This is a genomic window from Janthinobacterium sp. GW823-FHT01H08, from assembly GCF_058797855.1.
The window spans coordinates 2,057,064-2,070,650 of record NZ_CM179504.1 but is presented as its reverse complement, the minus strand read 5'-3'; the positions used below and the strand labels follow the sequence as shown (position 1 = coordinate 2,070,650).

The window sequence follows — 13,587 nt, the reverse complement described above, 5'->3', positions numbered from 1 at the left end:
TCCGTTAATTCAGTTTGTGAGTGTGTTAATCATCAATGCAGGGTCGGCGCGGCGGAGCCGGCCGGTGCAGGGGTAATCGTTCCCGGCACGACAAAAGCGTCGAATGCACGCTTCATGTCGAGCACGAAGGGATCGCTGGCGATGGTTGCTTCCGCGGCAAGCTGGCACGCCTCGCGGTGGGCCTGCGCCTCCGCGCTGGCCGTGTACCAGACGGCGCCCAGTTCCGTGTCGACATTGACCTTGCGGCCGAAGCGTTCGGTCAGCGCGGCCGCCAGTTTTTCCACGTTGGCCGGGCTGCGCCACGTATCGATCGGCACGCGCAGGCGGAACGTGGTGCTGTGGCCATCGTGCAGGCATTCGATCAACTCGGCCTGCACGGCCAGCTGCTGGGCCACGCCGCGCAAGGGCAGCACGGCGGCCACGGCCGGCCAGTTGCCGTCCCAGTCCAGGCCCGGAACGGGCGTGATCACATACGGCCCGCTGGGCGCGGCTTGCTTGGCGGCACGCTGCGGCATGACGACGGCGGGCTGCTCGCTGCCCTGCGCGGCGGGCGCCGACACGGCGGCAGAGGCGCTGTCGTCGGAAAATTCGGTGACCCACGGCGGCAAGTCGTCATCTGCTTGCTGCTGTGGCGGCGGGGCGGCGGGACGCGCCTGCTGCACGGGCGCAAGCGCGGGCGCTTCCATCACGGCCACGGGCGGCGCATCGTCCCACGGCGCCGGCGCTTGCGCGGCGGCCGGTGGCGGCGGTGCGGCCTGGACGGGCGCGGCCGGGGCTGGCGTAGCGACTACGGCGGCCGGTGCGGGAGCGGCCGGCTTGGGCGCCGACGATGGCGCCGACGGCGCGCTGCCAGGACGGCCTTTCGAGGCGGCGCGGGCCGCTTCCAGCGCCGCATTGATGGCGGCGCGGGCGGAACTGATCGGGGCGCCCGATGCCGCCGGGGCAGCCGCGGCTGCGGGAACAGGGGCGGCGGGCGGCGGCGCCGCTGGTGCGGGTGCCGGGGCTGCTGAAGGTGCGGGTGCGGGCGCGGGTGCCGGTGCGGGTGCGGCCGCGCGTGGCGGCGGCGCTTCGCTGCGCGCCATGCTGGCGACGGCAGCGGCCACAACGGCAGGCGGCGTCACGGCGGCATGGCTGGCCACGCTGTTCGTGGCGGCGCGGGCGGCCGGTGCGGATGCACCAGCGGCGGCGCGCGCGGCGGCCACGGCGGCGGGACGATTGCCAGGAGCCGACGCAGGTGCGGCAGCCGGCACGCCTTCGGCGCCGCCTATGCCGGGCCGAAAGGCCAGCATGCGCAGCAAGGTCATGGTAAAGCCTGCGTATTCGTCGGGCGCCAGACCCAGTTCATTGCGGCCATGCACGGCGATCTGGTAAAACAGCTGCACTTCTTCCGCGTCGAAGGCGGCGGCCAGACGCACGATGTCCGCGTATTCGGGCAAATCCTGCGGCAAGGCAGCGGGCACGGTTTGCGCCAGCGCAATGCGGTGCAATAACGTGCCCAAATCCTGCAGGGCGCCGTTGTAGGACAGGCTGCGCGAGGCCATCTCGTCGGCCACGGCCAGCAAGTCGGCGCCATCCTGCTGCGCCAGCGCGTCGAGCAGACGCACCAGATACGACTGGTCAAGCGCGCCCAGCATGCCTTGCACGGCGTCGAGCGTGACTGCGCCGGCCGCGTAGGCGATGGCCTGGTCCGTCAGGGACAGCGCATCGCGCATGGAACCGTGGGCGCCCTGGGCCAGCAGGCGCAAGGCCGGCTGTTCGAAGGCGATGCCTTCCTGCCCCAGGATATTGTCCAAATGGCTGATGATGTGGCCGGGCGGCATCTGCTTGAGGTTGAACTGCAGGCAGCGCGACAGCACGGTCACGGGAATCTTTTGCGGGTCCGTCGTGGCCAGGATGAACTTGACGTGCTCGGGCGGCTCTTCCAGCGTTTTCAGCATGGAATTGAAGGCGTGATTGGTCAGCATGTGCACCTCATCGATCATATAGACCTTGAAGCGCGCATTGCTGGGCGCGTAGACCGCCTGCTCCAGCAGTTGCGCCATTTCATCGACGCCGCGGTTCGACGCCGCATCCATCTCTATATAGTCGACAAAGCGTCCCGCATCGATCGCCGTGCACGCTTCGCAGACGCCGCAAGGCTGGGCCGTGATGCCGCCCGTGCCGTCGGGGCCGATGCAATTGAGCGATTTGGCCAGGATGCGCGACAGGGTCGTCTTGCCGACGCCGCGCGTGCCCGTGAACAGGTAGGCGTGATGCAAGCGGCCGCTGTGCAAGGCATGCGTGAGCGCGCGCACGACGTGCTCCTGGCCGACGAGCGTCTCGAAATTCTTGGGGCGGTATTTACGGGCGAGGACTTGATAGGACATGCTGAGATTTTACCATGCGATTTTGCGGGTGATCCTGCGCGGCGGGCGCAAGCCTCATGGCCGGGCCAGGCAAACCTGGCAAACGCGGCAAAGCAGCAATTGTATAACATGGCCAGCTGGAAATATGGAAAACACGGCAAGCCCGGCAATGCTGCGGCGTCACAAAAAAATGGCGCCGCAAAAGCAAAAAAGCTGCCCATGGCAGCTTGATTGTTGATCCTGATAAAACATTCCCGAAGGAGGCGAGCCTGATCTGCGGCACTCATGGTTAATAGCCGTGGCTGCTTCGTTCCCGACCTGACCAGGTTAGCCATGCCACGATGCGCAGGGGCCCGCCGGGGACAATTATAACCGACCTGCGCAAGATTGGGAAATTGCCGTCTCAATGCTGTGTACGTCGGCGCAGGTCGGCGTAGGTCGGCGTAGGTCGGCTTAGGCCGCAGGCCGTAAGCCGACACTGCTGCGTACGCGGCCGACACTGCCGAGCCGCAACGTCGGGTTACGCGCCAGCGCTAACCCGACCTACGCAGCAACTACAGCCCCAGCTCTTGCCAGATGCCATCCACCCTGGCCTTCACTTCCGGCGTCATGGCGATCGTCGTGCCCCACTCGCGCGTCGTTTCGCCCGGCCATTTATTTGTCGCATCGATGCCCATCTTGCTGCCCAGGCCACTGACGGGCGAGGCAAAATCCAGGTAATCGATGGGCGTATTGTCGACCAGGGTGGTATCGCGAATGGGGTCGACCCGCGTGGTGATGGCCCAGATGACTTCTTTCCAGTCGCGGATATTCACGTCTTCGTCGACGACGACGATGAACTTGGTATACATGAACTGGCGCAAAAAGCTCCATACACCGAACATCACGCGCTTGGCGTGGCCCGCGTACTGTTTCTTGATCTGCACCACGGCCATGCGGTAGCTGCAGCCTTCGGGCGGCAGATAGAAATCCGTGATTTCGCTGAACTGCTTTTGCAGCAGCGGCACGAACACTTCGTTCAGGGCCAGGCCCAGCACGGCCGGCTCGTCCGGCGGTTTGCCTGTATACGTGGAGTGGTAGATCGGGTCGCGGCGCATGGTGATGCGGTCGATGGTAAACACGGGGAAACTGTCCTGCTCATTATAGTAGCCCGTATGGTCGCCATATGGCCCTTCCAGCGCGTGCTCGTAGCCGCTCGGATGGTTTTCGTCCGGGTAGATATGGCCTTCGAGCACAATTTCGGCCGAGGCGGGCACGCGCAGCTCGCTGCCGATGGCTTTCACCAGTTCCGTGCGGCTGCCGCGCAGCAAACCGGCGAACTGGTATTCGGACAGGCTGTCCGGCACCGGCGTGACGGCCCCTAATATAGTAGCGGGATCGGCACCGAGGGCGACGGCGATCGGATACGGCTTGCCCTTGCTCTGGATCGCATGCTCGCGGAAGTCCAGCGCCCCGCCCCGGTGCGCCAGCCAGCGCATGATGACCTTGTTGCGTCCCAGCACTTGCTGGCGGTAGATGCCGAGGTTTTGCCGCTTCTTGTTCGGGCCCTTGGTGATCACCAGGCCCCAGGTGATCAGGGGAGCGACGTCGCCGGGCCAGCAATGCTGGATCGGCAGGCGCGCCAGGTCGACGTCATTGCCCTCCCAGACGATTTCCTGGCATTTGGCGCCGCGCAATTCCTTCGGCGACATGTCCCACACGGATTTCACCAAGGAACCCAGGCCCAGCAGATCCTTGAAATCCTTCGGCGGTTCCGGTTCCTTCAGGCGCGCCAGCACATGGCCGATCTTGCGCAATTCGCTGACGTCTTCCGCGCCCATGCCCAGCGCCACGCGGCGCGTGGTGCCGAACAGATTGCCCAGCACCGGCATGTCGTATCCCGTCGGATTGTTGAACAGCAAGGCCGGTCCGCCCGCGCGCAGGGTGCGGTCGCACACTTCCGTCATCTCTAAAATCGGTGAAATGGGGGTCGAAATGGGCTTAAGTTCACCCATTTGTTGCAGTTGGGAAATAAAATCTCGTAAATCTGAATATTTCATGTGTTTTTAATTTTTTTTGACGTCGGACGCCGTTGCTGAAGGATCTATGCCAAGTAATTGATTTTATTGGCTTTTGGCACAATGCAAGTCAAAAAGTAAGACATAAAAGTAATAAAGAAACGATTCGTTAGTATTGACTTGATATAAAACGGCTTCTACAATTCGCCCAACTTGAAAGAGCACGCCGGCCCAGAGCTTGATTTTAGCGTTTCTCTTTCATTCACGGAGTCGGGGCTCCACATGACATTTTAAGGAGTGTTTTCAAAAGGCGTCTGCCTTACCCCCGGTAAAAGTTGTATTGCGACTGATCCAATACCAGCATGGGACCGATCAGCTCAAGCAAGCAATGACGGCGTTTCTCGCACGCATCCATACGCGGCGGAAACGATGATATTTCTGATGCACGGCATTGGCAGTACCCACAACACCGCGACACCGCGGAGGGACTGTCTGTTGACGCGACATTTCGGGGAACTCTATGACTCATCGTAGCACTGAAGCAGCATTGCCTGCTTCAACCGTGGCTGGCCAGCCAGCGTTGGCGCGTTTGCGCGCCCGCGCACAAGCCATTTCGGCACGTGGTGTTTTGACCACCGCGCAACACACACTGACAGTCTTCGGCATTTCCGCCCTGGCACTGATCGCCCTGCTGATGTTCCGCCCGGACCTGGGCAAGCAACTGACGCACAGCCTGTTCCCGCTGCCGATGACAGAAGCGCAAGCCGTCGAAGCGCCGGCCCTGTCGGCACTGATGGAAGCGCCTGCATCCGTACAAACGGCCGCCGCCAGCGAAGCACCTTTGACCAAGGAAGAAAAAGCCTTGCTGGGCACGCAAAAGCAGCAGCAATGGGTCACCAACTGGCTCTCCAAGCGCTACCGCGTGGCCAACGATGCGACCAATATGCTCGTCTCGACGGCATACCTGACGGCCCGCGAAATCAAGCTGGACCCGCTGCTGATCCTGGCCGTGATGGCCATCGAATCGGGCTTGAACCCGTTCGCGGAAAGCCCCGTCGGCGCGCAAGGCTTGATGCAAGTCATGTCGAAAGTGCACCATGAGCGCTTCCAGGAAATGGGCGGCGTGCAGGCAGCCCTGAATCCCGTCGCCAACATCCGCGTCGGCTCCCTGATCCTGAAAGACTACGTCACGCGTGGCGGTTCCGTCGAAGCAGGTTTGAAAACCTATGTGGGCGCCGCCAACTTCGCCACCGACTCGGGCTACGGCTCGCGCGTGCTGGCCGAATACCGCCGCCTGAAACAAGTATCGGCCGGCCAGCGCGTGCCGACCACGACGCCGGTGATGGCATCGAACACGCCAGCGCCAGCCAAGGCGCCTGCAGCGGAAAGCGGCAACATTACCATCAAGATTGCACCGCATAACGAGATCGCCGGCCTGTGACCCTTTAAAAGCCCTCACAGGGGCATCCGAAAAGCAGCATCCAATGAAAAAGCCACCGCACGCAAGTGCCGGTGGCTTTTTTATTGCCCTGCGGCAGCAGCCGCAGGATCTCCTACGCTATTACTTGCGCTTGTTGGCGTTGACTTCTTCCTCGCGGAATTTCACTGCCAATTTATCCAGCACGCCGTTCACATACTTGTGGCCGTCGATGCCGCCAAACGACTTGGCCAGCTCGACCGCTTCGTTGATGACGACGCGGTACGGGATTTCCATGTTGTTCTTCAGCTCGAACGCGCCGATCAGCAGGATGCCGTGTTCGATAGGCGACAGTTCCGCGATATTGCGGTCGATCAAGGGTGCCATGCTGTCGCGCAGCGCCAGCGAATCCTTGATGGCGCCGTACAGCAGCACCGTGAAATGATCGCCATCGGCCTTGTCGAAGCCGTGGGCCGCGCGAATATTGTTCACGACGGTGGTCGCGTCTTCATTGTTCAGCAGCCACTGGTACAAGCCCTGCAGCGCAAACTCGCGCGCGCGGTGACGCGGCGTGCGGTTCTTGCTGGGGTTGGCGAGCAAATTTTTCTCAGTCATGATTGTTACCTGTTCTTAAGTACGTGTTCACTACAAATTCCGGCGAGACAGCACGGCGCGCTTTTCAACGCGCCGCAGCCAACCGCGTGTCAGAACGTTCGAGAAAATGCTCAGAGCAAGGCGCGAGCCCGAAGACAGTACGAATGTACGGCGAGGGCTTGCAACGCAGCTATGGGCGTTTTATCGGACGTTCACTACACGGCTAGTCCTCCTCGGATTCTTGCAACTCTTCTAGCGCTTGCGCTAAATTAGCCATTTCCACTGCCACGCGTGCCGCTTCAGCCCCTTTGACCAGCATGCGCACTTCCGCCTGCTCGTCGTTTTCCGTCGTCAACACTGCGTTGGCGATGGGGATGCCGTAATCGAGACCGACGCGCGTGATGCCTGCGCCCGATTCGTTCGATACCAGCTCGAAGTGGTAGGTTTCACCGCGAATCACGGCGCCCAGTGCGATCAGGGCGTCGAATTGCTCGGTTTCTGCCATTTTTTGCAGAATCAGCGGGATTTCCAGGGCGCCCGGCACGGTCACGTGCAGGATATCTTCATCGGCCACGCCCAGCTTGCTCAACTCTTCCAGGCATGCCGACAGCAAGCCACCGCCGACGATTTCATTGAATCGTGCCTGGACGATACCGACGCGCAAACCTTCGCCGGCAAAATTGGTTTCATAGGTTCCTACGGTCATCATATGCCTCTTTAATCTGGTGGTTCAGGGCGGCATGCACATGCCGCCATCGTTTACTCTCACATCGACGTCTGGCCAGGATGGCACTGAAAACCCGTGACTTCCAGGTCGAAACCGACCATCGACGGCATCTTGCGGGGGCTGGCCAGCAATTGCATCTTGCTCACGCCCAGGTCGCGCAGGATTTGCGCGCCGATACCGTAGCTGCGCAAGTCCATGCTGGCGGCACGGCCTTTCGGCTTGGCTTGCGGCGTATCGAGCGCGGCGAACTGGGCAAACAGCTCGCTCGAGGTCTCGCCGCAGTTCAGCAAGACCATCACGCCCCGCTCGGACTGCTTGATGGCGGCCATCGAGGCGGCCACCGTCCACGAGTGGGTGGTCGCTTCGCTTTCCAGCACGTCCAGCAGGGAAACGGGCTGGTGCACGCGCACCAGCGCTTCCAGGCCGGGCGCCAGGTCGCCATGCACGAGGGCCAGGTGGGCCGACGCGCTGGGCTTGTCGCGGAAGGCGATCAGGCGGAATTCGCCATGCGCCGTGTGCAGGGTACGCTCCGCAACGCGCTCGACCAGGGACTCCGTCTGGCTGCGGTAATGGATCAGGTCGGCAATCGTGCCGATCTTCAGGCCATGCTGCTCGGCAAACACCAGCAAGTCCGGCAGGCGCGCCATGGTGCCGTCGTCCTTCATGATTTCGCAAATCACGGACGCGGGCGTCAGGCCGGCCATGGCCGTCAGGTCGCAACCGGCTTCCGTATGGCCTGCGCGCATCAGCACGCCGCCTTTTTGCGCTTTCAGGGGGAAGATATGGCCAGGCTGGACGATATCGCTGGGCTGCGTGCCCTTGGCCACGGCTACCTGGATGGTCTTGGCGCGGTCGGCAGCGGAAATGCCCGTCGTCACGCCTTCGGCCGCTTCGATCGACACGGTGAAGTTGGTGCCATACGCGGTGCCGTTGCGCGACGTCATCATCGACAGGTTCAGCTCGTCGCAACGCTCTTCCGTCAGGGTCAGGCAGACCAGGCCACGCGCATGCGTGATCATGAAATTGATGGCTTCAGGCGTCACGAAATCGGCGGCAAGCACCAGATCGCCCTCATTTTCCCGGTCTTCTTCATCGACCAGTATCACCATGCGGCCGGCGCGCAATTCAGCGACGATCTCTTCGGTGCTCGATATAGACATTATTCATCCTCGTATGACGCCAGTCAAAACCTGCTGCGCGTCGGTTTTGCCGGGCGTTGTTAATGTAACTAAAAACTGAAACTAAAACTGAACCTCGAGCGCGAATATTCCTCAGATTTCCGGGAATTTTCTTATAACCCGCTATTTTAAAGGATTTAGCGCTTGCAGACCTGAAATAAGACAGGTTTGCGGCATGGGTGCCGCAGCCTGCCCCGCAAAGCGCCGATTCCGCGATCCAGCGCACACGGCGGCGGCAAGGCGCGCGCCGCCGGCCTTGCAAAGAGCATAAGATCAGCCAGTCACCGCCACGGCGCTGACACCCATTCGCAGCGACACCCCACACAGGAGCGGCAACATGAAAACCAACGGATCGGCCATCTGGTCAGGCGGCATCAAGGACGGCAAGGGCGCCATCAGCACGCGCAGCGGCGCCTTGCAGGAATATCCCTACGGCTTTGCCAGCCGCTTCGAAGGCAAGCCCGGCACCAACCCAGAGGAACTGATCGGCGCCGCCCACGCGGGCTGCTTCACCATGGCCCTGTCGCTGATCCTCGGCGAAGCGGGCCTGACGGCGGAAAAGATGGAAACGACGGCCGAAGTGACCCTGGACAAGGTGGACGACGGCTTTGCCATCACGGCCGTCCACCTGATCCTGAAAGCGAAAATTCCCGGCGCCGACCAGGCGAAATTCGAGGAATTGACGGGCAAGGCCAAGGCCGGCTGTCCCGTGTCGAAGCTACTTAAAGCCAACATTACCCTCGACGCCACCCTGCTGCCCTAGATTTTCGTCACGGGCTTGACGGGTTCCACGGGCGCCACCGGCGCCACCAGCGGCAGGCGCGAGTCGCTGGCCGGCAATGGCCGGTTCATCAAGCCGGGATTCAGGGCCGCATTGTTCAGGTTATACGCGGCGATGGCGGCCGCCACGGACGGGTCTTGCGATGACGGTGGCGGCACGGCCTGGCCCGCCGCTTGCGCCGCCATCTCTTGCGCCTGCGCATTTTGCTGGGCCAGCTGGGCTTGCGCCGTCGCCAGGCCCGCATCGGCTTGTCCCTGCGCGGCGCGCGCCAGCAATTGCGCCCGCTCGCTGGCCGCCTGGGCCGCCATTTGCGCATCGCTGGCGGCCAGCTGCGCCCGCGCCGCATCGTCCGCCGCCGCTTGCGCCTGCTGCTGCAAGCCCTGCTGCTGTACTTGCCCCTGGCGCAGCTCGTCCAACCGCGCGGTTTCCTGCTGCTGCGCCTGCTGACTGGCATTAATACGTTCGCTGTCGAGGCGTTCGTCGTCAACACGCTGGGCATCCACGCGCTGGCTGTCCGTGCGCTGCACCTGCAGCAAGTCCGCGGTATTGTCGGCTTGTTGCGCCGTTGACGGGGGCCGCAATTCCTGCAAATCCAGGTTCAGCTCTTGCGCTTCCAGTTGCTGCTGCAATTCCAGCTGTCGCTGTGCAATCGCGGCCGTTTGCGGCGGCGCCTCGTCGATGGCTTGCGGCTGCGCGGCCTGCGAGTCCTGTGCAGCGCTGGCCGGCAGTGCGTCGCCCGTCAAATCCGCCTCGACAGCGGCAGCCAGCGGCGCGCCCTGCTGCTGGGCCAGCACGGCACCCACCTGCGCCAGCACGTCCGCTCCCTGTTGCAGGGCAGCCAGGGTGGCGTTGCTGTCGGCCGCATAGGCGGCCTGCAAAGTGATGGGATCGACATCTTCATTGCGCAAGTCGATGCCGATGCGGGCCAGTTGGGCTTGGGTGAGCAGGCTGCCGTCCTGCGCCAGTGCGGCCGCCGCATCCGTCGTACCGTCGCCCGACAGCAAATCGTAACGCTGCGCCAGGCTGCCCGGGGTGTCGCCGGCCGTCGCCAGCTGGCTCGCGTCGATGCCGCTCGTTTGCAGCTGGGCGAACGATTCCGTCAACTGACGCGCCAGCGCCAGCAAGTCGTCATTGACATTCACGGGGGTATTTGCCGCCCTGGCCTCGTCCGTGGCGCCCTGCAAGGCCAGCAGTTGCCGGCGCGACAAGGCCACGCCGGACAGGAACTGGCCCAGCGGAGAGATGTCGACCTGGGTCAATGACAAAGCGGCAAGGGTCGCCGCCGCGCTGGACGGCGGCACGGGCAGCGCGGGCGCCAGCGGCGCCGTCTGATCCACGCGGGCCGTGGCCGGAATGGTGTTGGGCACGGTTGCGCGCGAAATCGGGTCCATGGCTAGCCTCCACTGCGGAAAGCTTCATAGTATGCGCGTCTGAAAGAAAAGCAACACACGCTTGGCAAGGCGAGAATGTGTTGCGGTGTTCTTGTATCAGGCGGCAGCCTTGTCCAGCGACAACATGCGCTCGACATAGCGGGCGATCAGGTCGATTTCCAGGTTGACCTTGCCATCGACCGTCAAGTGTTTCAGGGTCGTCATGGCGATGGTGTGGGGAATCAAATTGATCGAGAAACGGCAGCCGTTGACGGCGCCCGCGCCCAGGTCTTCCACTCTGTTGACGGTCAGCGACACGCCATTGACGACGACGGAACCTTTGAAAGCCAGGTATTTCGCCAGTTCGTGCGGCGCTTCGATCACCAGTTCCCACGATTCGCCCACGGCTTCGAACTTGCGCACGATGCCCAGGCCGTCGACGTGGCCGGACACTAGGTGGCCGCCCAGGCGCTCGGCCAGGGTCAGGGCTTTTTCCAGGTTCACTTCCGTCGTCGTATCGAGGCCCACGGTGCAATTGAGGCTTTCGCGCGAGACATCGACGGCAAAACCCGTGTCCGACTTTTCCACCACCGTCATGCAGGCGCCATTGATGGCGATGGAATCGCCGAGGGCCACATCGGCCAGCGGCAAGCCGCCCGCGTGGATGGTCAGGCGCACGCCTGCGTCGAGGCCGCCTTCGAGTGCTTGCACGGTTTCAATCTTGCCGATGGCGGCAACAATTCCTGTAAACATGAACTAACCCTATAAAATGTGAGTATTAATTATTGCGCTGGGCGAATCTTGCAAGGATACGCAAATCTTCGCCCACTTGCTGGACCTGGTGAAATTGCAAGGTGCGCTGCTGTTTGATATCCGTCAATGCGGGCAAGGCAAACATCCCTTGCGCGTCGCCCAGCAAGGTGGGCGCCAGGTAGACCAGCAACTCGTCGACGCAGCCTTCGCGGATCAGCGAGCCGTTCAGCTTGGAGCCGGCCTCGACGTGGACTTCATTGATTTGCCGGCGCCCCAGTTCCAGCATCAGCGCGGCCAGGTCGACCTTGCCGGCCGCGTTCGGCAACATGATGACTTCCGCGCCCAGGGTGCGCAGCTGCGCTTCCTTTTCCGGATTGGCCACGGCCGCCACGATCCACGTGCCGCCGCCCTGCAAGATGCGCGCGTCAAGGCTGATGTCGAGCCGGCTGTCGACGACGATGCGGCGCGGCTGGCGCGGCGTCTCGACGGCGCGCACGTTCAGTTGCGGGTCGTCCGCCTTGACGGTGCCGATGCCCGTCAGGATGGCGCAGGCGCGCGCGCGCCACGCGTGACCATCGGCACGCGCCTGCGGCCCCGTGATCCACTGGCTTTGCCCGTTGTGCAGGGCCGTCATGCCATCCAGGCTGGCCGCCGTTTTCATGCGCACCCACGGCTTGCCGCGCTGCATGCGCGAAAAGAAGCCGATATTCATTTCATACGCCTCGTCGGCCAGCACGCCCGTCGTGACGGCGATGCCGGCCGCTTCCAGCTTGGCCAGCCCCTGCCCGGCCACCAGCGGGTTCGGGTCCGTCATGGCGGCCACGACGCGCCCCAGTCCCGCGCGCACGAGCGCATCGGAGCACGGCGGCGTGCGGCCATGGTGGTTGCACGGTTCCAGGGTGACATAGGCGGTGGCGCCGCGCACGTCGTTGCCGCGCGCCGCCGCATTGGCCAGCGCTTGCACCTCGGCATGATCCTGCCCGGCCGCCTGTGTCACGCCAGCGCCGATCACCTGGCCATCCCGGACGATCACGCAACCGATGCGGGGATTGGGCGAGGTCGTGTATAAACCGCGCGCCGCCCATTCCAGCGCCAGGCGCATGCCATCGATATCGTTGAGTATTTCCACGGTCTTCTTTGAGAGTGAGTAATAGATAAGTCGGGTTACGAACTGTCGGCCACGCCGCTGCAGTTGGCCGCCTGCTGCGGGTCGCACACGCGCACCCTGCCCAGCATATTGATTTTAATATGGCGCACCTGCTTTCCCAAAGTCAGGGACAAGGTACCCCAGCGCGCCGCCAGGCTATTGGTCGCGCTGCAACTGCGTCCTGCGCCATTGTAGGCGATATAAAACGGCGCCGTGGCAGACGAAAACGCAAACTGGGCCGTGATGCCCGGCGGCAGCGGTCCCTGGCGGAACAGCAATTCGTCGCCGTCGTCAAACGCCAGGTTGGCATTACGGTCGATAAACACCAGCCAGCCCGTGCGCCAATCCGTGCCGCCCGGCCCGGCCGGCATCAACAGCACGCGCTGTCCGCGCGCCATCGCCTGCGCCCGCGTCAATTCGATCGCCGAGAACAAGTCCATGGCCGCCGCGCGCACCTGCTGGCGCGCCAGCACCTGCTGCAAGCTGGGCATGGCGGCGGCCGCCAGCAGCGCGGCAATCGTCAGCACGGCCAGCAATTCGAGCATGGTGTGCCCGAAGGCCCGCCCAAAGGTGCGCCCGGTCCGCGGTGGCCGCTTGCGCGTGGCCATGGCCTAAGTAATCCTCAGGAAATTATTGTGAATTTATGACGAACAGAACCGGATGCTATGCAAGGCGCCCGCTGCGACGCAGAGGGCCGGTTATGGAAGTCAGAAATCACAATAATTTATTGGGGGTTACTTAGCGCCAGCAATGGCTGGCGGGGCCGCTGCTGCCGCGCTGGCCCGTGCTGCTCAGGGACAGCACGCCGCAATCGGCATCCTGGAACTGCGCATCAACCTTGGACGTGCCCGGCGTGGCGCGCAACAGCACGCATTGCCCGATCGCCAGGCCGGGACAGGCCAGCGCATCGATTTCATACGCACTGCCGGCCGCGCCCCCTTCGCCAGACCACCATGGAAACGCTTGCGCCTGCGGCGCCGGCGAGGCTGAGGAAAACGCCAGATAGCGGTTGTTTTGCGAGTAATAGCGCTCCTGCTGCTGCATCAGCCGCAGCAGGGCCGCCTGCCCCTGCACCCGCTTGGCGCGCACGACATGGCCGTGATAAGCGGGCACGGCCAGCGCCAGCAGCAGGCTCATGATCGCCAGCGCGGCCAGCAGTTCGATCAGGCTGAAGCCCGGGATGGCGGCAGGGGCGCGACCGTTTGCAGCGGCCCAGTTCCGGCTTGCCAGCATTTCCATCTGACCTCCCTTCTTCTCAAAAACCGCCAGCCGATGCGC

Annotated in this window: 12 protein-coding genes and 1 other RNA gene; 2 read left to right on the top strand and 11 right to left on the bottom strand. The window is 63.2% G+C overall.

Annotation, left to right across the window (positions count from 1 at the left end; all coding sequences use genetic code 11):
• Nucleotides 1-32 precede the first annotated feature (32 nt).
• The 3 genes from dnaX to ubiD form a co-directional block, all read right to left on the bottom strand.
• The gene (dnaX, locus tag AC3RCG_RS09235) at nucleotides 33-2,366 is read right to left on the bottom strand and encodes a DNA polymerase III subunit gamma/tau (RefSeq protein WP_492404281.1); all 2,334 of its coding nucleotides are present in this window, start codon (nucleotides 2,364-2,366) and stop codon (nucleotides 33-35) included.
• A 238-nt stretch (nucleotides 2,367-2,604) separates the two neighbouring features.
• Nucleotides 2,605-2,703: signal recognition particle sRNA small type (gene ffs, locus AC3RCG_RS09230), an RNA gene on the bottom strand.
• A 196-nt stretch (nucleotides 2,704-2,899) separates the two neighbouring features.
• Nucleotides 2,900-4,384, bottom strand: a complete 1,485-nt coding sequence (ubiD, locus tag AC3RCG_RS09225) for a 4-hydroxy-3-polyprenylbenzoate decarboxylase (protein WP_071654453.1) — start codon at nucleotides 4,382-4,384, stop codon at nucleotides 2,900-2,902.
• Between the two features lie 478 nt (nucleotides 4,385-4,862).
• Between ubiD and AC3RCG_RS09220 the strand changes: the two genes are divergently transcribed.
• Nucleotides 4,863-5,783, top strand: coding sequence for a transglycosylase SLT domain-containing protein (locus AC3RCG_RS09220; RefSeq protein WP_162995589.1), 921 nt, complete (start codon nucleotides 4,863-4,865; stop codon nucleotides 5,781-5,783).
• Between the two features lie 120 nt (nucleotides 5,784-5,903).
• Here the strand turns inward: AC3RCG_RS09220 and nusB are convergent, their stop codons facing one another.
• The 3 genes from nusB to ribBA form a co-directional block, all read right to left on the bottom strand.
• Nucleotides 5,904-6,374: a transcription antitermination factor NusB gene (gene nusB / locus AC3RCG_RS09215; RefSeq protein ID WP_070219581.1), complete on the bottom strand. Its 471-nt coding sequence runs from the start codon at nucleotides 6,372-6,374 to the stop codon at nucleotides 5,904-5,906.
• 202 nt (nucleotides 6,375-6,576) lie between these two features.
• Nucleotides 6,577-7,059 (bottom strand): 6,7-dimethyl-8-ribityllumazine synthase, encoded by a 483-nt coding sequence (ribH, locus tag AC3RCG_RS09210; protein WP_070219579.1) that lies wholly within the window; start codon nucleotides 7,057-7,059, stop codon nucleotides 6,577-6,579.
• 59 nt (nucleotides 7,060-7,118) lie between these two features.
• Complete coding sequence (ribBA, locus tag AC3RCG_RS09205; RefSeq protein ID WP_070219577.1) at nucleotides 7,119-8,240, bottom strand: bifunctional 3,4-dihydroxy-2-butanone-4-phosphate synthase/GTP cyclohydrolase II; 1,122 nt, start codon at nucleotides 8,238-8,240, stop codon at nucleotides 7,119-7,121.
• 355 nt (nucleotides 8,241-8,595) lie between these two features.
• Here ribBA and AC3RCG_RS09200 point away from each other — a divergent pair, with 355 nt between their 5' ends.
• On the top strand, nucleotides 8,596-9,021 hold the full coding sequence (locus tag AC3RCG_RS09200; protein WP_034759136.1) for an OsmC family protein: 426 nt from the start codon (nucleotides 8,596-8,598) through the stop codon (nucleotides 9,019-9,021).
• On the opposite strand, the gene AC3RCG_RS09195 is transcribed toward AC3RCG_RS09200, so the two are convergent.
• From AC3RCG_RS09195 to AC3RCG_RS09175, 5 genes are all read right to left on the bottom strand, one after another.
• Nucleotides 9,018-10,430, bottom strand: a complete 1,413-nt coding sequence (locus AC3RCG_RS09195) for a hypothetical protein (RefSeq protein WP_492404278.1) — start codon at nucleotides 10,428-10,430, stop codon at nucleotides 9,018-9,020. The genes AC3RCG_RS09200 and AC3RCG_RS09195 overlap by 4 nt on opposite strands.
• Nucleotides 10,431-10,526: 96 nt before the next feature.
• Entirely contained in the window at nucleotides 10,527-11,162 is a 636-nt protein-coding gene (locus AC3RCG_RS09190) for a riboflavin synthase (protein ID WP_070219574.1), read from the bottom strand.
• Nucleotides 11,163-11,187: 25 nt separating this feature from the next.
• Complete coding sequence (ribD, locus tag AC3RCG_RS09185) at nucleotides 11,188-12,264, bottom strand: bifunctional diaminohydroxyphosphoribosylaminopyrimidine deaminase/5-amino-6-(5-phosphoribosylamino)uracil reductase RibD (protein ID WP_492404449.1); 1,077 nt, start codon at nucleotides 12,262-12,264, stop codon at nucleotides 11,188-11,190.
• Between the two features lie 62 nt (nucleotides 12,265-12,326).
• Entirely contained in the window at nucleotides 12,327-12,854 is a 528-nt protein-coding gene (locus AC3RCG_RS09180; protein WP_409026889.1) for a GspH/FimT family protein, read from the bottom strand.
• Between the two features lie 193 nt (nucleotides 12,855-13,047).
• Complete coding sequence (locus AC3RCG_RS09175; RefSeq protein WP_492404275.1) at nucleotides 13,048-13,548, bottom strand: type IV pilin protein; 501 nt, start codon at nucleotides 13,546-13,548, stop codon at nucleotides 13,048-13,050.
• Nucleotides 13,549-13,587 lie beyond the last annotated feature (39 nt).